The organism is Pseudomonas sp. FW305-E2, from assembly GCF_058782925.1.
In genome coordinates this window covers 13,390-36,263 of sequence record NZ_JBYSYE010000016.1, presented here as the reverse complement: position 1 = coordinate 36,263, position 22,874 = coordinate 13,390, and the positions used below count along the sequence as shown (strand labels likewise).

14 protein-coding genes, 1 other RNA gene and 1 pseudogene are annotated in these 22,874 nt (G+C 60.5%); 10 read left to right on the top strand and 6 right to left on the bottom strand.

What is annotated here, in order from left to right; translation table 11 throughout:
• Positions 1-172: 172 nt before the first annotated feature.
• On the bottom strand, positions 173-940 hold the full coding sequence (locus AC3WLP_RS14315) for an FCD domain-containing protein (RefSeq protein ID WP_003249911.1): 768 nt from the start codon (positions 938-940) through the stop codon (positions 173-175).
• 256 nt (positions 941-1,196) lie between these two features.
• Here AC3WLP_RS14315 and AC3WLP_RS14310 point away from each other — a divergent pair, with 256 nt between their 5' ends.
• The 10 genes from AC3WLP_RS14310 (at position 1,197) to AC3WLP_RS14265 (ending at position 13,597) form a co-directional block, all read left to right on the top strand.
• Complete coding sequence (locus AC3WLP_RS14310; RefSeq protein ID WP_010955372.1) at positions 1,197-2,867, top strand: lactate permease LctP family transporter; 1,671 nt, start codon at positions 1,197-1,199, stop codon at positions 2,865-2,867.
• A gap of 62 nt (positions 2,868-2,929) precedes the next feature.
• A complete protein-coding gene (gene lldD, locus AC3WLP_RS14305; RefSeq protein WP_003249907.1) occupies positions 2,930-4,075 on the top strand; it encodes an FMN-dependent L-lactate dehydrogenase LldD in 1,146 nt (381 codons plus the stop codon).
• A gap of 75 nt (positions 4,076-4,150) precedes the next feature.
• Positions 4,151-6,961 carry an FAD-binding and (Fe-S)-binding domain-containing protein gene (locus AC3WLP_RS14300; RefSeq protein ID WP_003249904.1) on the top strand — a complete coding sequence of 937 codons (2,811 nt, stop codon included), beginning with the start codon at positions 4,151-4,153 and terminating at the stop codon, positions 6,959-6,961.
• A 474-nt stretch (positions 6,962-7,435) separates the two neighbouring features.
• Positions 7,436-7,726 carry a PA2433 domain-containing protein gene (locus AC3WLP_RS14295; protein WP_004576166.1) on the top strand — a complete coding sequence of 97 codons (291 nt, stop codon included), beginning with the start codon at positions 7,436-7,438 and terminating at the stop codon, positions 7,724-7,726.
• A 99-nt stretch (positions 7,727-7,825) separates the two neighbouring features.
• Positions 7,826-8,217, top strand: a transfer-messenger RNA (tmRNA) gene (gene ssrA, locus AC3WLP_RS14290).
• Between the two features lie 188 nt (positions 8,218-8,405).
• A complete protein-coding gene (locus tag AC3WLP_RS14285) occupies positions 8,406-9,662 on the top strand; it encodes an integrase domain-containing protein (RefSeq protein ID WP_012053756.1) in 1,257 nt (418 codons plus the stop codon).
• Between the two features lie 964 nt (positions 9,663-10,626).
• Positions 10,627-12,024, top strand: a complete 1,398-nt coding sequence (locus tag AC3WLP_RS14280; protein WP_012053757.1) for a YfjI family protein — start codon at positions 10,627-10,629, stop codon at positions 12,022-12,024.
• Positions 12,008-12,367, top strand: coding sequence for a hypothetical protein (locus AC3WLP_RS14275; protein ID WP_012053758.1), 360 nt, complete (start codon positions 12,008-12,010; stop codon positions 12,365-12,367). Before AC3WLP_RS14280 ends, AC3WLP_RS14275 begins: the two co-directional genes overlap by 17 nt.
• On the top strand, positions 12,345-13,325 hold the full coding sequence (locus AC3WLP_RS14270; protein WP_012053759.1) for an integrase domain-containing protein: 981 nt from the start codon (positions 12,345-12,347) through the stop codon (positions 13,323-13,325). Before AC3WLP_RS14275 ends, AC3WLP_RS14270 begins: the two co-directional genes overlap by 23 nt.
• The gene (locus tag AC3WLP_RS14265; RefSeq protein ID WP_012053760.1) at positions 13,322-13,597 is read left to right on the top strand and encodes a hypothetical protein; all 276 of its coding nucleotides are present in this window, start codon (positions 13,322-13,324) and stop codon (positions 13,595-13,597) included. Before AC3WLP_RS14270 ends, AC3WLP_RS14265 begins: the two co-directional genes overlap by 4 nt.
• A 405-nt stretch (positions 13,598-14,002) precedes the next feature.
• Here AC3WLP_RS14265 and AC3WLP_RS14260 read toward each other — a convergent pair whose 3' ends face one another.
• From AC3WLP_RS14260 to hsdR, 5 genes and pseudogenes are all read right to left on the bottom strand, one after another.
• A complete protein-coding gene (locus tag AC3WLP_RS14260) occupies positions 14,003-15,973 on the bottom strand; it encodes a DUF262 domain-containing protein (protein WP_012053761.1) in 1,971 nt (656 codons plus the stop codon).
• A 29-nt stretch (positions 15,974-16,002) separates the two neighbouring features.
• Positions 16,003-17,688 carry a restriction endonuclease subunit S gene (locus AC3WLP_RS14255; RefSeq protein WP_012053762.1) on the bottom strand — a complete coding sequence of 562 codons (1,686 nt, stop codon included), beginning with the start codon at positions 17,686-17,688 and terminating at the stop codon, positions 16,003-16,005.
• Positions 17,685-19,154, bottom strand: a complete 1,470-nt coding sequence (locus AC3WLP_RS14250) for a type I restriction-modification system subunit M (RefSeq protein ID WP_012053763.1) — start codon at positions 19,152-19,154, stop codon at positions 17,685-17,687. Before AC3WLP_RS14250 ends, AC3WLP_RS14255 begins: the two co-directional genes overlap by 4 nt.
• A 2-nt stretch (positions 19,155-19,156) precedes the next feature.
• Positions 19,157-19,558 (bottom strand): annotated as a pseudogene (locus tag AC3WLP_RS14245) (HNH endonuclease); the annotation flags it as partial.
• A gap of 435 nt (positions 19,559-19,993) precedes the next feature.
• A complete protein-coding gene (gene hsdR, locus AC3WLP_RS14240; RefSeq protein WP_012053765.1) occupies positions 19,994-22,366 on the bottom strand; it encodes an EcoAI/FtnUII family type I restriction enzme subunit R in 2,373 nt (790 codons plus the stop codon).
• Between the last annotated feature and the right edge of the window lie 508 nt (positions 22,367-22,874).

Below are 22,874 nucleotides of genomic sequence, written 5' to 3'. Positions count from 1 at the left end.
GCAAGCCCGCTCCCACAGGAATGGCACCAGATTCAAGCCCGGCGCCTATCCTGTGGGAGCGGCCTCTTCGCGGGCACGCACGCCCCACAGGAATGGCACCAGATTCAAGCCCGGCGCCTATTCTGTGGGAGCGGGCTTGCCCGCGAAGAGGCCGGTACTGCCTTTAAAAGTCTCAGCGCCCGCTGCGCCGCTCCGCCCGTGCCACCCGCTGCGCTTCTTCGTGCGCCTCATGCAGCACCTCCTGCACATACAAAATGTGCCGGCTGGACACCTCTCGCGCATCCTCCGCCCTGCCCTCGACAATCGCCAGGTACAGTTCCCGGTGCTGGCTGATCAGCATGTCCCGGGTTTCGGTGCGCTGCTGGTACATGCCGCCGATGTTGGTCACCACGTTGCGTTTGAGCAGGTCGAACAAACCCCGGATGGTGTGCAGCAACACCGCGTTATGGCTGGCCTCGGCGATCGCCAGGTGGAAGCGCGCATCAGCCGCGCCCTCTTCCGCACGGGTCACCTCATCGACCCTGGCATAGCAGTCCTGCAGCGTATCGAAGGCCGCCTTCAACCGCGCCCGGTCCGGCTCGGTGGCACGCTGGGCAGCGTAATAGGCGCAGGACGCCTCCAGGGTATGGCGGAACTCGAGCAGGTCACGCTGCGCTTCGGCACTGTGCTCGAGCAACTGCAGCAACGGGTCGCTGAAGGTGGACCCCAACGACTCCGCCACAAAATTGCCCCCGCCCTGACGGCTGACCAGCAGCCCCTTGGCCACCAGCTTCTGGATCGCCTCACGCAGTGACGGGCGGGACACACCAAACTGCTCGGCCAGGACGCGCTCGGCCGGCAGCCGCTGCCCCGAGGTCAGCGTGCCTTCCAGAATCATCCCTTCCAGCCGATCGACAATGTCGTCGGACAGGCGCCGTTGGCGTACCTGATCAAAAACCATCACATGCTCTCCACAAACCCCCGGCAAATTTCAGGGGGTGCCTATTCTCGCCGATCCAGGCCACGCAAACACCCATCAAGCCGCGATTTTCCGAGCACATCAGACGCCCGCTCATCGGCACGCGACCAAAGTTTTGCACGGGACAAATTGACACACCCACGGCAGCGCTTTTAACCTAGCGCCCAGCCATTGTAAATTGGTCTTACCAATTATCCAATGCCAGTGCCTGACCAACAACAATTAGGGGCCACCCCATATGCAAACCTGGCAACAACTCTATAGCCCGCTTGGTAGTCTTGGCCTGTCCGCACTGGCGGCGGTCATCCCTATCGTGTTCTTCTTCCTGGCCCTCGCCGTGTTCCGCCTCAAGGGCCACGTAGCGGGCAGCATCACCCTCGCGCTGTCGATCCTGGTGGCGATCTTCGCCTTCCAGATGCCTGTCGACATGGCCCTCGCCGCCGCGGGTTACGGCTTCCTCTATGGCCTCTGGCCAATTGCCTGGATCATCGTTGCCGCGGTGTTCCTGTACAAACTCACGGTCAAGAGCGGCCAGTTCGAAGTGATCCGCAGCTCGGTGCTGTCGATTACCGACGACCAGCGCCTGCAAGTGCTGCTGATCGGCTTCTGCTTCGGCGCCTTCCTCGAAGGTGCGGCGGGCTTTGGCGCACCGGTGGCCATCACTGCCGCACTGCTGGTGGGCCTGGGCTTCAACCCGCTGTACGCTGCCGGCCTGTGCCTGATCGCCAACACCGCGCCAGTGGCCTTCGGCGCCCTGGGTATCCCGATCATCGTGGCCGGCCAGGTCACCGGTATCGACGCCTTCCACATCGGCGCCATGACCGGCCGCCAGCTGCCGTTGCTGTCGCTGTTCGTGCCGTTCTGGCTGGTGTTCATGATGGACGGCCTGCGTGGCGTGAAGGAAACCTGGCCTGCCGCCCTGGTCGCTGGCCTGAGCTTTGCCGTCACCCAGTACTTCACCTCGAACTTCATCGGCCCGGAACTGCCAGACATCACCTCGGCACTGGCCAGCCTGATCTGCCTCACCCTGTTCCTGAAAGTCTGGCAGCCCAAGCGTGCGTTCAGCGAGGCCAAAGGCAGTGTCGGCGCAGCCGTTGTGCAGCCAAGCGGCAGCCAGCCTAGCCCGTACAGCTTTGGCGAGATTTTCAAGGCCTGGTCGCCGTTCCTGATCCTCACCGTGCTGGTCACCATCTGGACCCTGAAGCCGTTCAAGGCGGCTTTCGCTCCGGGCGGCGCGATGTACAACTTCGTGTTCAACTTCGCCATCCCGCACCTCGACCAGCTGGTGATCAAGACCGCACCGATCGTTGCCGCGCCGACCGCCATGCCGGCGGTGTTCAAGCTCGACCCGATCTCCGCCACCGGCACCGCGATCTTCCTCTCGGCGCTGATCTCGATGGCGGTGCTGAAGATCAACTTCAAAACTGGTCTTACCACTTTCAAAGAAACCTTCTGGGAACTGCGCTGGCCAATTCTGTCGATCGGCATGGTGTTGGCTTTTGCCTTCGTCACCAACTACTCGGGCATGTCCTCGACCATGGCCCTGGTGCTGGCCGGTACCGGCGCCGCGTTCCCGTTCTTCTCGCCGTTCCTCGGCTGGCTGGGCGTGTTCCTGACCGGCTCGGACACCTCGTCCAACGCCCTGTTCAGCTCGCTGCAGGCCACCACCGCGCACCAGATCGGGGTCAACGACACCCTGCTGGTGGCGGCCAACACCAGCGGCGGCGTAACCGGCAAGATGATCTCGCCGCAATCGATCGCCGTGGCCTGCGCCGCTACCGGCCTGGTCGGCAAGGAATCCGACCTGTTCCGCTTCACCGTCAAGCACAGCCTGTTCTTCGCCACCATCGTCGGCCTGATCACCCTGGTCCAGGCTTACTGGCTGACCGGCATGCTGGTTCATCACTAAAGTGAAAGGGGCCGGGCGCCGTCGCGCGCCCGGCACTCCCACAAGCAACGCTGCGAGAATCCATGATCATTTCTGCCTCTACCGACTATCGCGCCGCGGCCCAACGCAAGCTGCCCCCCTTCCTGTTCCACTACGCTGACGGCGGCGCCTACGCCGAGCACACCCTGCGCCACAACGTCTCGGACCTGGCCGGCATCGCCCTGCGCCAGCGCGTGCTGAACAACATGTCCGAGCTCAGCCTGGAAACCAAGCTGTTCGACGAAACCCTGAGCATGCCGGTGGCCCTGGCCCCGGTCGGCCTCACCGGCATGTACGCCCGCCGTGGCGAAGTGCAGGCCGCACGCGCGGCCGCCGCCCATGGCATCCCGTTCACCATGTCGACTGTGTCGGTGTGCCCGATCGAAGAAGTGGCGCCCGCCATCAACCGGCCAATGTGGTTCCAGCTGTATGTGCTCAAGGACCGCGGCTTCATGCGTAATGCCCTGGAGCGGGCCAAGGCCGCCGGCGTCAAGACCCTGGTGTTCACCGTGGACATGCCCGTACCCGGTGCCCGCTACCGCGACGCCCACTCTGGCATGAGCGGCAAGAACGGCCCGCTGCGCCGCGTGCTGCAAGCCATGACCCACCCCGAGTGGGCATGGGATGTGGGCGTGATGGGCCGCCCGCATGACCTGGGCAACATCTCCAAATACCGTGGCAACCCCACCGGCCTTGCCGACTACATCGGCTGGCTGGGCAACAACTTCGACCCGTCCATTTCCTGGAAAGACCTGGAGTGGATCCGCGAGTTCTGGGACGGCCCGATGATCATCAAAGGCATTCTCGATGCCGATGACGCCCGCGATGCGGTCAAGTTCGGTGCCGACGGTATCGTGGTGTCCAACCACGGCGGCCGCCAGCTCGACGGCGTGCTGTCCAGCGCCCGTGCCCTGCCGGCCATTGCCGACGCGGTCAAAGGCGACCTGAAGATTCTGGCCGACTCGGGCATTCGCAGTGGCCTGGACGTGGTGCGCATGATCGCCCTGGGTGCCGACACCGTCCTGATCGGCCGCGCCTTCCTCTACGCCCTTGCCGTGCATGGCCAGGCCGGCGTGAAAAACCTGCTTGAGCTGTTCGAAAAGGAAATGCGCGTGGCCATGGTGCTGACCGGTGCCAAGTCGATCAGCGAGATCACCCGCGACTCGCTGGTACGCGAACTGGGCGCCTGAACGCCTGCAAGAACCACCGCCTGAATGACCCGGGGCATGTAGCGCACAGACGCCACAGCCCCGCGAGGAGACTGCATGAGCCTGCCCGCCGCGTTCCTGCGTGATGCCGAGCGCCTGATCCCCGCCGAACGCCGCTTCGACGACCCCACCTCCACCCTGGCCTTCGGCACCGACGCCAGCTTCTACCGCTTGATCCCCAAGCTGGTGGTGCGCGTCGAGTCCGAGGACGAAGTGGTCGGCCTGATCAAACTGGCCCAGCGCGAGCGGGTGCCGGTCACCTTCCGCGCTGCCGGCACCAGCCTGTCTGGCCAGGCCATCAGCGACTCGGTGCTGATCGTGCTCGGCGATAACTGGAACGGCCGCGAAATCCGTCGCCAGGGCGAGCAGATTCGCCTGCAACCCGGCGTGATCGGCGCCCAGGCCAACGCCTGGCTGGCCCCCTTCGGGCGCAAGATCGGCCCCGACCCGGCCTCGATCAACGCCTGCAAGATCGGCGGCATCGTCGCCAACAACGCCAGCGGCATGTGCTGCGGCACCGCGCAGAACACCTACCACACCCTGGCGGGCCTGCGCCTGGTGCTGGCCGACGGCACCCGCCTGGACAGCGAAGACCCGGCCAGCGTCGCCGCCTTCGAAAGCAGCCACGCCGAGCTGCTGGAAGCACTGGCCCGCCTGGGCCGCGAAACCCGCGCCAACACCGCGCTGGCCGAGCGCATCCGGCACAAATACCGGCTGAAGAACACCACCGGCCTGTCACTGAACGCACTGGTGGACTACGACCAGCCGCTGGACATTCTGCAGCACCTGCTGGTCGGCTCCGAAGGCACCCTGGGCTTCATCAGCGCCGTCACGTACGACACCGTGCCCGACCACCCGCACAAGGCCAGCGCCCTGCTGGTGTTCCCCAGCGTTGAAAGCTGCTGCCGCGCGGTACCCGTGCTCAAGCAACAGCCGGTCTCTGCCGTGGAACTGCTCGACCGCCGCAGCCTGCGCTCGGTGCAGAACATGCCCGGCATGCCGCTGTGGGTAAAAGGCCTGTCGGACAATGCCTGCGCCCTGCTGATCGAATCCCGCGCCGCCAGCCAGAGCCTGCTGCACGAGCAACTGCAGCAGATCATGGCCTCGATCGCCGACTTCCCGCTGGAACAGCAGGTGGACTTCAGCGAAGACCCGGCCGTGTACAACCAGCTGTGGAAAATCCGCAAGGACACCTTCCCCGCCGTCGGCGCCGTGCGCCAGACCGGCACCACGGTCATCATCGAAGACGTAACCTTCCCCGTCGAGCAACTGGCCGAAGGCGTCAACCGCCTGATCCAGCTGTTCGACAAGCATCACTATGACGAAGCGATCATTTTCGGCCACGCGCTGGAAGGCAACCTGCACTTCGTCTTTACCCAGGGGTTCAACAGCGCCGAAGAAGTCGCCCGTTACCAGGCGTTCATGGACGACGTGGCGCAACTGGTGGCGGTGGAGTTTGGCGGCTCGCTCAAGGCCGAGCACGGCACCGGGCGCAACATGGCGCCTTTCGTGGAGCTGGAGTGGGGCCACGATGCCTACCAGCTGATGTGGAAGCTCAAGCGCCTGCTCGACCCCAACGGCATCCTCAACCCTGACGTGGTGTTGAGCGACGACCCGGATATCCACCTGAAAAACCTCAAGCCCCTGCCTGCCGCCGACGAAATCGTCGACAAGTGCATCGAGTGCGGCTTCTGCGAACCGGTGTGCCCGTCCAAGGGCCTGACCCTCAGCCCACGCCAGCGCATCGTCATGTGGCGTGACATCCAGGCCAAGCAGCGCGCCGGCATCGATACCCGTGAACTGATGCAAAGCTACCAGTACCAGGGCATCGACACCTGCGCCGCTACCGGCCTGTGCGCCCAGCGCTGCCCAGTCGGCATCAACACCGGCGAGTTGGTGAAGAAACTGCGCAGCCAGGCCGCCGACCACGCTAAAACCGCCGACTGGCTGGCCGAGCATTTCCACACTGCCCTAAGCGGTGCGCGCCTGACCCTGACCGCCGCCAATACCGCACGCAAGCTGCTAGGCGCCCCGCGCCTGGGCCGCCTGAGTGCTTCGCTGAGCAAAGCCAGCAAAGGCCGCCTGCCCCAATGGACCCCGGCCATGCCGCAACCGCTGCGCCCGCTGGCCTTCGGCGCCACCAGCAACGACGCCCGCCCCCGCGTCGTGTACCTGGCCGCCTGCGTCTCCCGGGTCATGGGCCCGGCCTATGCCGACCGCGAGCAAAGCTCGCTGCTGGACAAAACCCGCGCCCTGCTGGAAAAGGCCGGTTACCAGGTGGTGTTCCCGGACAACGCCGACAGCCTGTGCTGCGGCCAACCGTTCGCCTCCAAGGGCTACCCCGAGCAGGCCGAACACAAACGCCAGGAACTGATCACCGCCCTGCTGCACGCCAGCCGCGGCGGCCTCGACCCGATCTACTGCGACACCAGCCCCTGCACCCTGCGCCTGGTGCAGGACCTGAGCGACACCCGGCTGGACCTGTACGACCCGGTGCGCTTCATCCGCACCCACCTGCTTGACCGACTGGAGTTCACCCCCCAGGACGAACCGGTAGCCGTGCACGTAACCTGCAGCACCCAGCACCTGGGCGAAAGCCAGGCCTTGATCGACCTGGCGCGGCGCTGCAGTAAACAGGTGGTGATCCCGGAAGGCATTCACTGCTGCGGGTTTGCCGGTGACAAAGGCTTTACCACCCCCGAGTTGAACGCCCACTCGCTGCGCAGCCTGAAGGACGCCGTGCAGTATTGCAGCGAAGGTATTTCCACCAGCCGCACCTGCGAGATAGGCCTGTCGAGCCACAGCGGCATCGACTACCACGGCCTGGTGTACCTGGTAGACCGCGTCACCCGGCCACGCAGCCTCTAACGCGTTGATATAGGTGGGGAGCGCTGTGTAGGAGCGGGTTTACCCGCGAAGAGGCCGGCCCTGCTGGCCAATCCCCACCCGCCGTTCACCGTCGCAGCCACCACCGCATTCGCGGGTAAACCCGCCCCTACACCGATTGGTGGTGCCCACACATCGTTGGTTGTACACACCCCCCCCGTAGGAGCGGGTTTACCCGCGAAGAGGCCGGCCCTGCTGGCCAACTTCTACCCGTCGTTCACCATTGCCGCCACCACCGCATTAGCGGGTAAACCCGCTCCTACACACAGATTGATGGTGGACACACATCGGTGGATGTACACAGCCCGCCGTATGCGCGGTAAACCCGCGAACACCGGCAACGCCGGTGCCATCCCCACTTCAATATCGCCCCGCCACCATCCCGATTGAACCCCCGCCAATCCCCCGCAGTCCACCTTACAGGCCCACCTTCCAGAGGCCCCAGAGGAGACACCCATGAAAGGTACCGCACTTTCGGCCCTGTTCGCGGCCGCCACCCTGCTGGCTTCGCCGGTGTTCGCCGCCGATGACCTCTGCGCCGCCAACCTGCAAAAGATCGACGACAGCATGGCCACCGCCGGCGCCACTTCCGAAGGCCTGGACAAAGCCATCACCGAGCACGTCGACAAAGCCAAGGCCGCCCAGGCCTCGGGCGACACCAAGGAATGCATTGCCATTACCAGCAAAGTGCTGGAGCGCCTGGAAAAAACCGAGAAAGGCAGCGGCAGTAGCAGCGGCGGCGCGTGAGCCCAAAAGCGGGCGACTGGACCGGCTGTCGACGTCGCCCGCGCAATGGCGTATACTCCGTCCTACGCGCCGTAAGGTGCGTTAGCCAAGAGCTAGTGCGGGGCCGATTAGGATTCGACGCCGGTAGCGAAACTCTAGGTGCATGCCGAGTTGGTAACAGAACTCGTAAATCCACTGTTGCAACTTCTATAGTTGCCAATGACGAAACCTACGGCGAGGAATCCTACGCTCTCGCAGCGTAAGTGACCTTTGCTTCTGGTAGCTTCGGCTCCAGCAATCACTAGGGGATGCCTGTAAACCCGAAATGATTGTCATACAGAACAGGATCGTCGCGTAGCACGTTGTGGGCGAAGTGACTAAAACTTACACAACTCATCCAAAGCACCCTGCCCGTCGGGCGGCTGCGGATTAAATCAGTAGACACGGCTAAGCATGTAGTACCGACAGCGGAGTACTGGCGGACGGGGGTTCAAATCCCCCCGGCTCCACCAAATGATCAAAAAAAGACGTCCACGGACGTCTTTTTTTGTGCCTGGAAGTCAGTGAAATCAAGGGTTTACTGCTCTTTTGAGGGCCACAACGGTTTTTTGAGTTCCAGCCGTCCCGGTATTCCCGGTGGTATTCCAGCCTACCTGGGGCTAATCTTGGGAATACCAAAAGGTGTCATGGAGCCTCTCCCATGTGCGCTCAAACAGCTCGTCTCTCCGACCGCCAACTCAAGGCGGTCAAGCCCAAAGACAAGGACTATGTCCTCACGGATGGCGACGGCCTCCAGCTCCGAGTCCGGGTAAACCGCTCGATGCAGTGGAATTTCAACTACAGGCATCCGGTCACCAAGAATCGAATCAACATGGCGCTCGGCTCCTATCCCGAGGTCTCTCTGGCGCAAGCTCGGCGAAAAGCGGTTGAAGCTAGGGAAGTACTTGCCCAGGGGATCGACCCCAAAGCTCAGCGCAATGATCTCGCGCAGGCCAAACTAGCCGAGACAGAACATACGTTCGAGAAAGTAGCTAGCGCCTGGTTCGAGTTGAAAAAGGACTCGGTCACGCCGGCCTATGCTGAGGACATCTGGCGCTCACTCACGCTGCACGTTTTTCCGAGCATGAAATCGACTCCAATCTCGGAAGTCAGTGCACCGATGGTGATCAAGATCCTTCGCCCTATCGAATCCAAAGGCAGCTTGGAAACGGTGAAGCGGCTTAGCCAGCGCCTCAACGAGATCATGACCTACGGGGTCAATTCAGGAATGATCTTCGCGAACCCGCTCAGCGGGATTCGGGCGGTGTTCAAGAAACCGAAGAAAGAAAATATGGCGGCGCTACCGCCCGAGGAGCTTCCTGAGCTCATGCTGGAAATAGCGAACGCCAGTATCAAGCGCACGACACGCTGCCTGATCGAGTGGCAGTTGCACACGATGACCCGCCCCGCCGAGGCGGCAACTACTCGCTGGGTAGACATCGACTTTGAAAGGCGAGTCTGGACCATCCCACCGGAGCGGATGAAGAAGAGCCGCCCGCACAGCATCCCGTTGAGCGATCAAGCCATGTCATTGCTGGAGATACTGAAGTCCCACAGTGGTCATCGGGAATACGTCTTCCCTGCAGACCGAAACCCTCGTACTCATGCCAATAGCCAGACCGCCAACATGGCATTGAAACGCATGGGCTTCCAGGACCGCCTGGTCAGCCACGGCATGCGCTCGATGGCCAGCACCATCTTGAATGAACATGGGTGGGACCCGGAGCTCATCGAAGTGGCGTTGGCACACGTCGACAAGGATGAGGTGCGCAGTGCCTACAACCGAGCCGACTACATCGAGCGACGGCGGCCGATGATGGCTTGGTGGAGCGAGTACATTCTGAAGGCGTCGACGGGCAATCTCTCGGCCAGCGCGATGAATGTGGCTAGGGATCGAAACGTAGTACCCATCCGATAGGGCGGCGACAACGGCGACACTGGCGACAGACCGCGTGCCATCTACATCCTTGCCGTCTGAGCGGATGGCGACAGTCGCCAACTCGCCTCGACTTTGGCCTCTCCGGCTAAGCCCGTGAGCATGGGGAGGCTTCGCATCCCCATGCTCACGGGCTAACACTAAAAAAGCGACAAACGGCCACTTTGCCACTGACAGCCACCGACTTCCAAAGCACGCCAGAGGTGGAATCTGGCGCATTTCCATGTGCCCTTCACCAATTGACCCCAACCGCGGTGACCGATAGAACGAAGGTTCAAAGCGCTGCCTTAGGCAGCACCCCAGATGACCAGAGCCTTCAAGGTCATGCCGCTAACCCGGTGGTTCATCCCAAAGTGCGATTCGCGCCCGGAGGCTCGCACGGTCATTCGCCAGAATGATGGACGCCCTCTAAACAATCCGCCTAGTGCGGCTGTCCGCTAACCCTTTAGCCCTGCAGCAACGAACCTGCTCGGCCGACGTTTTGCGCCAACCGTTCGCCCGTCTCTTTTTCCAGAAAAGAGACGGGCGCTCCTACCACTGCTGCAGCCCTCATCGCACAGGGCTTTGCGGCATTTCCCCTCGTGACAATCGGCGTGACAAACGCCGATATCACCAGCAACAGCGCTGTAGATGATGGTGCCGCAGACCAGGGAATGGACTGCTCCAGACTGACATTCAGGCATGCCCCGGTCATCGCAGTGCTGCTTGCACCTGGCTCAGGATCTCGCGGCACTGGTCTCGTCAGCCAATGCAGCCTCCACCCGCCCACCGGTAACGGTGCTCAGGAGGCCAGATCATGAGATGCCCTTGCTCCTGGTCGTAAGGAGCCGCCAGTCCCGCGTCAGTGGACACCCTCACAGGTCGCAGGGGCCTTGATCCCTGATAACACTCAGCATTCTTGGCGGGATGACGTGAGGGAGAGATCGGTAGTTTAAGGAGGACGGCTATGCAACTGCGCGAAGTACAAGGGCCACCACGCCCCTTGTTGGAACAGCAGATTACGCCCCTACCCTACCCGGTCGCGGCGCTGGGCGATCTATTGGGGCCTGCCGTGGAACGCATGGCCGATGTGATCGGCGTGCCCTGCGCCATGGCCGCGCAATCTGTTCTAGCCACGGCAGCTTTGGCGAGCCAAGCGCACGCCAACGTTCACCTCGACGGCCGAATCTATCCGTTGTCGCTGTACTTGCTGACAGTGGCTTGCTCGGGAGATCGCAAAAGCGCGGTGGACCATATTGCGCTGCAGGCCGTACGGGACTGGGAAAGACAGCAATGGATCGCCTATGGCGAACAGCTCAAGGCGCACCGAGCTGCAATGAGCCTTACCGCGAAGTCACCGACCTCGAAAAAGTCAGCACAGCTAGCGCTGGACGCCCAACCTGAGCCTGTCCAACCAAGACTGCTCACTGCTGAGCCGACCATTGAGGGCCTGGTCAAAAGCCTGTGCCACGGCTTGCCCAGCATGGGGTTGTTCAGCGATGAGGGCGGGCAGTTTTTGGGCGGCAGCACCATGAGCAAGGACAACATGATCAAGGCGATCACTCACTTGTCGACGCTGTGGGACGGTAGCCCGATTGATCGGTCGCGTGCGATGACTGGAGAAAGTCTGCGTGCCTATGATCGCCGCCTCAGCATGCACTTGATGCTTCAACCCCGCCTTGCAGGCCGCTTGCTGCAGGACGCTGATATCAAAGACCAGGGCATCCTGGGACGCTGTCTGATCAGTTGGCCAGAGCGTATGGTTGGACAACGGCTGTACAAAGCCATCGACCTGACCCGAGATCCAAAGGTGCACCTGTACCAGCAACGCATTGCCGCGCTGATGCAGAAGCCTTGGTCACGCCATAAAGATGGTGGCCTCAACCCTGCGGCGCTGGAGTTGAGCCCCCGCGCCCGTGAGGCCTGGATTGCCATTCACGACACCATTGAATGCGAGTCCGGGGAATTCGGCGAACTGGTCAACGTGCAAGCTGCCGCGGGCAAAGCCGCCGCGAACGTACTACGCATGGCTGGTGTGATGGCGGTGATTGAGGAATCGACTGTGTTGGAAGACGTGCACATTCAGCGCGCCTCCACGCTGATGGATTACTACCTGGCCGAGAACCAACGCCTGACTGAACAGGAACCACTGAATAAGCTTCGCGCAGAGGCCGATTGCCTGCTGCGCTGGTTGATAAAGAAGAACTGGCCACCGTTTCGCCTCCGCGACCTTACGCGCAACGGCCCCCGCTTTGCCCGTAAAAGCACGCGATACACTTTCGAGTTATTGCTGCAGCTGGTTGCCCATAACTGGCTGGACAATGACGGGGACATATTCGAGGTGCGCCATGTTCCGCCTCAATGACGCCGTGCGCCGCTATCGGGCGCAACATTGCTCGCCGACCGAGATACGGAGTGTCGCCGCCACTGCCACCACTTTGTCGCCACGTGCCAATCCAGATGCGGCGGGGGTTGTCGCCAGTGTCGCCGCTGTCGCCATTCCAACATCAGAGCCCATCGACCTCGCTCGGCTTATCGAGCAGTTGCAAGAAGAAGGAGCTTCGCTGCAACACGGCGAAAACGCCCTTCTCATCCGCCCAGCACACTGGGGACAGTTGGACAGCATCGGTCCCCACTGGAAAGCCCTGCTGCTGCACCTACAAACCAACGGTCAAGGTGAAGACAATGACGCTGGTCGGTCGGCGTGACGGTCGCAACTTTGGCTACGGCCGCGAACTGGCCTATGCCGGTCGGCAGGCATTGGAAGATTTGTTTGCCGGCGGCCACTTCGCAACGGTCAAAGCACACAACGATCGCTGGCAAGCCTTCGTGCGCTGGTGCCGCTCAGAGAACGGCCCCGGCTACAACGATGCGCGCCAGATCAATAGACAGACGCTACAAGACTACACCGAGTATCTGCGCCATCAGATCCAGCAAGGTGCGCTCTGCATCGCCACCGCGCAGAACCGCCTGAGCAGCGTCAACCGCACCCTTGCTGCGCTGCGCGGTGATCAGGATGTGAGGATCGCCAGCCCGAGTCAGGCGTTGGGACAGCAGCGCTCGAGCGTACGCACTCGCGCGCCGGATGGCCAAGATCACCAACAGGTGCTGCGACTGGCTGAGGTGCTTGGCGAACAGCAACACGATCGGGTTGCCGCCATAGTCCTTTTAGCTCGAGCAACCGGCATGCGCCTGCGCGAAGCGATCCTGGCTGACCTGCCACGCTTGCACCGCGAAGCCGAACGCTTAGGCCGCATCAACATCCAGGAAGGCACCAAAGGCGGCCGTTCAGGCTCATCAGCGCCGCGATGGGTCGTGGCCAATGAAGCGGTGAAAGCGGCCCTGCAGATGGTTCGTCAGGCATCGCCGACCGGCAGCCGCAACTTGCTTGCCCGAGACGAAAGCTACGCCATGTTCCTGCACCAAACCGTGCTCCCCGCCCGCGAAACGCTGCATGCACATGCGCTGAAGGGTTTTCATGAACTGCGCGCAGCCTACGCCTGCGAACGATACGAGCAGCTCACGGGCCACGCCGCACCGGTCAATGGCGGCCACTGCTATCGCATTGACCGTGACCTTGATCAACAGGCGCGCCAACAAATCAGCCTAGAGCTCGGGCATAACCGGATCGATGTGGTGTCGGACTACATTGGCGGGAGAATATGAGCAAACCCTTCGATATGACGCTGTTCCTGAGCGGCGTACTGACGGGTTCGAAGGCCACGCAGCAACGTCACCTACGCCAAGCACGAGTCATGCAAGCGGTCATTCAACAGCGATGGCAACGCGATAATCCCTGGACCTGGCAGCTCAAGCATGTGCGCTGGTTTCTCACTCAGCACCTGAAAGACCATTCCGACGCCACCCGGTATTACTATCGACTCACCGCGCTATTGATCTGGAAGCGATTAGGGAGCGGCCAAGGATTGCTGATCTGACGCTCGAATCGAGAGTAGGCAGTCCACAGGGCTCTCTGTTCCCCTTCAACTATCTTAGCGTGGACATTCTATCGCTGAGTGAACCTGTTCAAAATCCACTCTTTCAACCTTACTGGCATAAAGGCAAAATGCCGTCAGCATGGGCGACGAAATGCTAAAGAATTGGTGCCGATCGCCATCCAATTTTTTGTGACCAGCAGCTTATCGCTCCTCCAAGACACTACGTAAAGCCCGACGAATATCACAGAAATAGCGAAGATTGCTGCCGTAGCAATCCATAGCCAGGCACTGACGCCATTGGTTTCTGCTGAGAACAGCAACGAAAAATCCGGTCAGAGAAGCTTTAGAAGATCCAACATTTCAAGTCATCCAAGACGTAATTGCAAAAACTCAACGTTGAGGGGATTACGGCCTAGGCCAGAGGCTCAGGGCATAGGAAAACAGCTTGTCGGCGCGCGACACGATTTGCTCTTCTTCCCAGCCATCGTTCTCACCAAACGCCTGGAAGTGCATATTGAGCATCAGCAGACTGGTGGTCACGATCTCCTGCCGCTTCACGGCAAAGGGTTCGTTGCTCAGGGCGGAGTTGAAGGCCTGGGTCACCAGTGTGAGGTTGCCAATACTGTGCAGTAGGCGGCGGCGCCTTTCCTGGTTCTCTGGTGTGTCCTCGGCGAGCGGCCAGTTCGTTTGCCACTTCTGCGGCAATACATGCTCCACAGTCAGGCCATCAGGTAGCACTAGGGTCTCCTGCTTGCTACCGCGCATGGACAGCTCCAGCGCCTCGAGAACCGCACGGACCTTGCTGGTGTTGCGGCCCTGGTAAAGAGCGCGATGGCACCAGTTACGGGCGAAGGCCTCGTCATCCGGCGAGCACTGGCTGTCGCCCTGCAGGGACAGCAGCTTGTCGCGCAGGGTCGCGGCATCGGTCTTCTGCTCGCGCACCATCTCCGCCAGCAAGCGGTTGAGGAAGGTGCGGTTGTAGCTCTTGGTGGTGTAGCCACAGATAAAGCGGCGCACCAAGTAAGACTCCAGATCACCAATGGCCTGCAGGAACTCCGCGGAGTCCGGCTTATGGTGCTCCAGTAGATACAGCACAAGCGGCGTCACCGTGGATACATCCAGCAGCTTCAGACGCCGGCAGAACAGATCGAGGCGACTCGCCTGCGCCGGCACCGTAAAGGTCTGGAAATACCCCGCCAGGTGCGTGATGCGCGCCAGCTCGCGCTGAGTGTCGCGCGGCTCATCCTGCCACCAGTCCTTGAACTCGTTGAATACGTGGGCCACCTTCAGATCCTCGCACTTGCGCATGCCCACGTAGTGGTAAAACAGCAGGTCCAGTCGCGAGTTTTTCAGGCGGCCCTGCCGCTCCTGCTGCTTCCAGAACTTGGCGCCCTTGCCGGTGCTGGTGTCCACCGTCTCGTCGAAGTGCTGCCAGCCCTGGCGATACAGCTCATCCACGTCTTCGCCGTTACGTGTAGCGTGGAGGAAGATGAAGTTGCGGATCAGGTCGCTCGGCAGCAGCGGTGCGCCCCGGGCATTGAGGGTTTCGAAGATGATCTGCGGGTCGTCCTCGTCCTCCAGCTCCAGCGACATGATCTGGAAGCCCTCGCGCAGGGTGACCAGCAGCGCATGGGCGCGCTCCACCTGCAGCGGCAGGTCGGCGCCCGGCAGTTTCAGCTGGTTGTCCGCGTCGATGGAGCGAATCACCGCATGGGCCACGGTGCGCTCTTCATCCGCCGCGGCGCCCGGCAACGGGTCATCGTAGCGCAGGCCACGCAGGTGGCAGGCCAGCATGGAGTGGAAGAACAGGTAGGCACGCACCATCGCCGGGCGTTCCTGATACTGCCGACCAACCTTGGCCGGGAAGCGCTCGCAAACCTTCTCCGCGCCGCCCAGCTCGGCCAGCGCTTGCATCACATCGCGGCCGACATTGGTCGGCAGCACCTTGAGCGAATCGCTGCTCTGACGGTACTTACCGATATTCTGCGTCAGCGGCTTGAGGTCGTAGCTCAGCGCCTCGTCATCCAGCGGCGCCACCAGGTCGCGAAACACCAGCAGCAGGATCTGCAGGGTGGTGATGCGCTGCTGGCCGTCGATCACATCGCGGTTGCCCACGGCATCACTGCTGCCGCCCTTGAGGCTGCCGATCACCACGGTGCCGAGAAAGTGCCGGCGTAGCGGCCTGAGCCGGCCAGCCCCGACCATGGCTGCATCGGTCTGATGCTGGACGATTGCCTCCAGGCGGTCAACGAGGTCTTCCCAGAGCGGCTGCACCTGCTCGTTCAGCGTCCACACGTAACCGCGCTGGAACAAGGGGATCAGGTACTGCGCGCGCTCGGTAAACAGGTCGGTGACGGCTTTCTTGTCGGGACGCACAGGATGTCCTTATCGGTGTTCTTGTTAAATCAGGCCACGGCCTGCTCGACCAGCGCACTGGCCAGATGTTCGTGCACCTGCAGGGCCTGGTTAAGGCGGGTTTTGAGTTGCTCGCAGAGGGCCATCAGTTGATCGACTTTGGCGACGATGCGGTGTTGTTCAGGGAGAGGCGGGACGGAAACCAGCATGTTTTTCATGATCGTCCCATTAACGTTTGCCTGCCCACATTGTTGCTTCAAATGCGGGTTTATTTGGGTTTCACGAAAGCCTGGCGCATTCATCGAAATATTCAGGTAGAGCGGAGAAAACAGCTCCTTCAGGCATCTGATACGAATCAAGTAAGAAGCAAAGGAGTATTCCCCCGCTTGCCCCAAGAAAACTCCAGTTTTACCGACCAGTTCAGCGCTGTTTGTTCGATTGTAAAGCAAATCTTCCGTTTCCAAATAGAGCCCTGGTAGACCCTCTGTATTCTTGCTTACGGCCATCTGCCCGCCAAGTAACACTCTTCCTTCTTGTATGTCACCCATTTTCAAAACGGGAACTCCATCCTGTAGGTCAAAGGTTTTCTCAGACAGGCCGTACTCCGTATTAAGCGCAATTTCTCCAATTCGAGACCAGGCCCAATTATCTGGTACATCAAACGGGATATCGGAAATAGCAACATCGCCCAGAGGCTTCTGCTTCTTGAGCTTCCCTTCTGCCACCAACCGCGCCTTTTCCTCCGAAACCCGCTTCAACAACTCACTCGCAGGCTCATCTCTAGAATCTTGGGGCACCAGCTTGCCCATCACCGCCAGTTGCAGCAGGGTTTGCTTGAGGGCGTCGATGCTGGATTCGGTGGTGAATAGGGTGTGGAAGTGCTCAGCCAAGCGCTGCCAGCTTTGCGCAAAGTCTGCGGCATCGCTGGCCTGCGTCAGGCTGCCCAACAGCGCTTGCACCAGTTGGGCGTGGGCGCTGTCGGCATCGGCCTGCCGGGCCTCCAGCCGGTCACACAGAGCCATCAGTTCGGCTATTTTGACGACTATTTTGTTTTGCTCTGTTAACGGAGGAAGCCCTATGGGCTGAGCTAGAAATGGCCCCCGATTGATATGCGCCATAACTAGCCCGTGAGCATGTTCACTATCAGCGAGAACCTTTATTGCCCACTTTAAAAGCCAATATAAATATTGAACACTCACAATTTTGCTTGGAGTGACACGAAATATATGCTGATTAAGAACGCCTTGCTCGCCTCGCCAAATAAAGGTATCCAGAGTAGCCGACCAAGAAACCAAAATATCACCTGGGTTAACCACCACTGAGGCATCAACCTCACGCTCGGTACGATTAAACTCAGCGTTCCGACCAGAAAGGTTCTGAATCCGGATTATTGGTCTACCCGTGCTAGACCAATCACTAGGTTTGAATGCCAGTCCATTGATGTAGTTTCCCGTGTCAACAATACGACACCAGGCCCAACCGTCTGGCAATTCAAATGGCTGCTCACTATCTGCCACTTCCATTGCAGGCTTTTCTTTCTTGATCTTACCTTCGAGCATTGCCTTAGCACGCTCGGTTCGAGAAGCATCCAAGCCCGTTCTGGCTGATAAATCCTCGGGATCTTGCGGCACCAACTTGCCGCGCACCGCCAGTTCCAGAATCAATTCACGCAGCTTTTTGATGCCATTGGGCGCGCCCGCCAGCAGTGGCAGGTTATCGGTGAGCAGCGACGTCATACCTGGCGCTCCAAAGCTTCGGCCAGCACGGCCTTGAGCTGGTCGCGCAGCTCGCCAATCTCGCCTTGCAGCGCGGCGTAGTCACGCAGCAGTTCGTCCGGGTCGTGACTGATCTGTTCGCCGACGTGAGGGTTCTTGCAGTCGAGGTTCCAGTTGCGGTTTTGCAGCTCGTCGAAGCTGACCTTCCAGGCGAACTCGTTCTCCCGCCGCGCGGCAAAGCCATCGACCTCGCTGCCCCACCAGGCTTCCTCGACGGCGAACTCCTCGACGCGCATGGGCTTAGTCTTGGAGTAGCTTTTGTAACCGGCCGGGTACTGGTGCTCGTAGAACCACACGTCCTTGGTCGGCGTGCCTTTGGTGAAGAACAGCAGGTTGGTCTTGATGCCGGTGTAGGGGTTGAACACGCCGTTGGGCAGGCGAACGATGGTGTGCAGGTTGCACTCGGCCAGCAGCTTTTCCTTGATGCGGCTCTTGATGCCTTCACCAAAGAGGAAGCCGTCGGGCAGCACTACGGCGGCGCGGCCGCCGTCCTTGAGCAGGTGCATGATCAGCACCAGGAACAGGTCGGCGGTTTCACGGGTGCGGAAGGCCGTGGGGAAGTTGGTTTCGATGCCGTCTTCTTCCATGCCACCGAACGGCGGGTTGGCGACAATGCAATCGACCCGCTCAGCCGGCCCCCAGCTGATAAGCGGGCGCCCCAGGGTGTTGTCGTGCTTGATCTGGTTGGGCACTTCGATGCCGTGCAGGATCATGTTAGTGGTGGCCAGCAGGTGCGGCAGCGGCTTTTTCTCCACGCCGAAGATGCTCGCCTGCAGGGCGCGCTCGTCCTCGGCGGTTTGCACATAGCGCTTGCGCTTGTGCTCGATGCTGCAGGTGAGGAAGCCGCCAGTGCCGCAGGCCGGGTCCATGACCTTTTCGTCCAGCTTGGGGTCGACCATGCGCACCATGAATTCGGTGACCGGGCGCGGGGTGTAGAACTCACCGGCATTGCCGGCGTTCTGCAGGTCGCGCAGCAGTTGCTCGTACATGTCGCCAAAGGCGTGGCGCTCCTGCGCCTTGTTAAAGTCCACCCCTTCCTGAATCTTGTTGATCACCTGGCGGATCAACTGGCCGGACTTCATGTAGTTGTAGGCATCCTCGAACACGCCACGCACCACATAGGTGGCCGGCGTGGTGCTGTATTCGTGGAGGTTCTGCAACTGCGGGAACAGGTTGTTGTCGATGAAGTCCTTCAGGGCATCACCGGTGATGCCCTCCGGGTTGGCCGCCCAGGTACGCCAGCGGCAACTCTCCGGAATCGGCGAACGATAGTCGTCATCGAGGAGCTCCCACTCCTGCTCGCGGTCGTCGAATATTTTCAGGAACAGCATCCACACAAGCTGGCCAATACGCTGCGCATCACCGTCGACGCCGACGTCCTTGCGCATGATGTCTTGGATGGATTTGATGGTGCTGCTGATGGACATGCTTACTTCCTGAAAAGGTGTTCACGGTGCCAGGCCAGATAGTCGCGATGCTGCGGCTTGATCTGGCGCAAGCGCAGACAAGGGGTGATGTTGAGCGCACGGGCGCTGTCGGGGTCGAGATCCTCGCCAAGAAGAATCTGCCCCTGATCGTCAAAGCTGATCAGGCCACGGTCGAAGGCCAGATCAAGATTGGGGGTGAGCAACAGCCCGTTGAACGGATCAAGCCGCTCGGCAGGGCTGGCAGCACGCCAGGGTTTGATATGCGAGGCCCGCAACAACTCCGGTACGCAGCAGTCGGTAATCGCACAGCCGCCCCAGTAGGCCAGCAGGTCGTCGCGGTAGCTGCTCTGGCCGATGCGCGCTTTGATCAGGGCATCGCGTTCGGTGTCGGTGAGGTTTGGATCGTTTAGAAATTCCTCTGTTGAGACCGAAGATTTAGGAGTCGCGGACTGGAGGGCAGAAACAGAGGATTTATAACCGAGTAGATCAAGGAGTTGATGAAGGTCGGCCTCTGTAGCGATATCCAATGCAATTGCTAATTTACTGTCAGAGCCAGCTACGGTGGGATAACCCGTCATGTTGGTGTTTCGATACCCGGTATTTGGCAACGAAGGGGAAAGTACCTTGATGGAGTTCCATTTACCTGCGGTGGCATGTTCTGGATGAATGAGGAAGGGCTGCTTGGCAACAGGAGCACCCGTTTTGCTCATTTTGACGAATACACGACCGTTAAAACCAGGTTGCTCATACCCGTTAGCATGTTGATTTTTTACGGTCAGAACAAAGCCCTTACGGATGAGTGCAGCTGCGATTTCAAATGAATTAAGTTTGGGCATCGGTTATCCGTAGAGCTGTCGCTCAAGCTCCTGAATGGCCTGCTGATAGCCCGGTTTGCCGCCAAAGGCCTTGACCAGCTCAATCGGCGCACCGATCTGGCTGAATGGCGCCAGCTGAAGAATCTTGATGTCTTCGATGTGCTCGACGCCGGTGTCGGCGTATTTGTCGAGCAGGGCTTCCAGTACCTGGCGGGCGGCGCCGGAGTATTTGGCGAAGTAGTTGCGTTTTTTCACCTGCTCGGCGCGCTCCTTGCGGGTGAGCGGCGGCTGGTCGAAGGCGATATGGCAGATCAGGTCGAACGGATCGAGCGGCTGGCCGCGCTTGGCTGAGACTTCGTCGTCCAAGGCTTCCCACATCACGCCTTGAGCGGCCAATTCATCGATGATGACTTTCTTCTGTTCGGCATCGCTCCAGCGGCGCAGGAAGTCATCCAGCGAGGCAAACTGTTTCTTAACGCAGGTGCGGGTGTAGTCGCGTAGCGATTCGGTGATCAGCTTGCCGTCCGGGCCGTAGTACTGCACGCGCTCGGCAATGACGTGCACGGCGACGTTGTTGATCACGTATTTGACGCGCTTCTTGCGGCCATCGTCGTCAGCGCCGCCGGTGGTTTCGTCACCTTCGGTTGGCCCAGCGCCACCGTCGATCACGTCACCCTCTTCGCCCTCGGTTTCTTCCGGCGGCACCGGTGAGGAGTCGCCCTCGGGGTTGTAGATTACCACCGGCTCCCCGTCGAAGGCCGGGTCGGCAAACAGTTCGGTGGCTTTCTTGAAGTCCATGATGGTGAACCAGTACTTGCCGTAATCCTCGTTGATACGGGTGCCACGACCGATGATCTGCTTGAATTCGGTCATGGATTTGATGTGCTGGTCGAGCACCACCAGCTTGCAGGTCTGGGCATCAACGCCAGTGGTCATGAGTTTGCTGGTGGCGGCGATCACCGGGTAGCGCGACTCGGGGTTGATGAAGTTGTCCAGCTCGGCCTTGCCTTCCTTGTCGTCGCCGGTAATGCGCATCACGTATTTGCGGTTTTCCTCAACGCGCTTGGGGTTGAGGTTGACCAGGGCCTGGCGCATGCGCTCGGCGTGGTCAATGTCGTCGCAGAAGATGATGGTTTTCTGAAAGGGGTCGGTGGCGGTCAGGTATTCGGTGACCTTGCGGGCGACCAACTGGGTACGCGCCTCGATCACCAGGTCGCGGTCCATGTCGTTGAGGTCATAGACGCGGTCTTCGATCACCTCACCGTTCTTGTCGCGCGTGCCCTTGGGCGGGCGCCAGCCTTGCAGGTCTTTGTCGAAGTCGATGCGCACCACTTTGTACGGGGCGAGGAAGCCATCTTCGATGCCTTGCTTGAGGGTGTAGCTGTACACCGGCTCACCGAAGTAGGTGATGCTGGAAACCTCTTTGGTCTCCTTCGGCGTAGCGGTCAGGCCGATGTGGGTGGCACCGGAGAAGTAGTCGAGAATCTCGCGCCAGGCCGAGTCTTCGGAGGCGCTGCCTCGGTGGCATTCGTCGATCACCACGAGGTCGAAGAAGTCGCGGGAAAACTGCTTGTAGACATTCTTCTCTTCTTCATTGCCGGTCACGGCCTGATACAGCGACAGGTAGATTTCGTAGGACTTTTCGATCTGCCGTTTGGCAATCTTGGTCATCGCCTGGCCGAAGGGCTTGAAGTCGTTGTTCTTGGTCTGGTCGACGAGGATGTTGCGGTCGGCGAGGAAGAGGATGCGTTTCTTCTGCCCGGACTTCCACAAGCGCCAGATGATCTGGAAGGCAGTGTACGTCTTGCCGGTGCCGGTGGCCATGACCAGCAGGATGCGATCCTGCCCGCGCGCCACGGCCTCAACGGTACGGTTGATGGCGTTCATCTGGTAGTAGCGCGGCATGCGCCCCGAGCCGTCGTCGTAATACGGGGCTTCGGCTTTCTGCTGGCTTTCGCCGCTGAGGTCCTTCCACTGGCAGTAGCGCTGCCACAGCTCCTCGGGACTGGGGAACTGCTCCAGGCTCAGCTCGGTTTCCTTCTGCGCGCCGGTGCCACTGCGATCATGGAAGAGAAAACCGTCACCGTTGCTGGAGAACACGAACGGCACATCCAGCGCCTCGGCATAACCGAGCGCCTGCTGCATGCCGGCGCCGAGAGCGTGCTTGTTGTCCTTGGCCTCAATAACCGCCAGCGGCAGGTTGGCCTGGTGATACAGGATGTAGTCGGCGCGGCGCGATTCGCCTCGGCTGTGCAGCTTGCCACGGACGATGATGCGCCCCTTGGTAAAGCTGACTTCCTCACGAACCTGCTTGTGCAAATCCCAGCCCGCCGCGGTGATGGCCGGTGTGATGTATTTGCTGCAGATGTCGCGCTCAGTCAGTGAATTCTTGTCCATGTATCCGTCCCGTTGAACTACCTTGACCTCGCATATCTGGTTAGCGAGGAGATTATTGGGACGGCGTAAAAGTGTACGCTAGAACCCTTGATTACGTCCCTGATGGCTCTTTGACCTAACTGTGTGCGAACGACGTCACAATATCTATCCCGCCAGCATGGGTAAAGCTCGCGTCCCATCAAAACGCGTTGTTTTTTGCGCAGAGGTAGCACCAGTATTCCACTCAAGCTACTCGAGCGGCGTTGTGACGTCAGAGCATGGCGAAATGAACATCCCCCGTGCGACTGGATCACGCCGCTGGATCATCACTATCCCCCGTCTGTCCTGAAGCTGCCGGGAGCTGCCCCCGGTGAGAAAGCAAAGGCAGATGCGCTCACAGAACAGCGGATGCGAGTAATCCAATGGGCCATCGATGCCGCCGTCACGAAGAATGCGATGCTGAGTCCGAGGCGGATAGCTCTTCGCTCAACCTACTCGGCATCATGGACATCACAGCTGCTTCGACGTA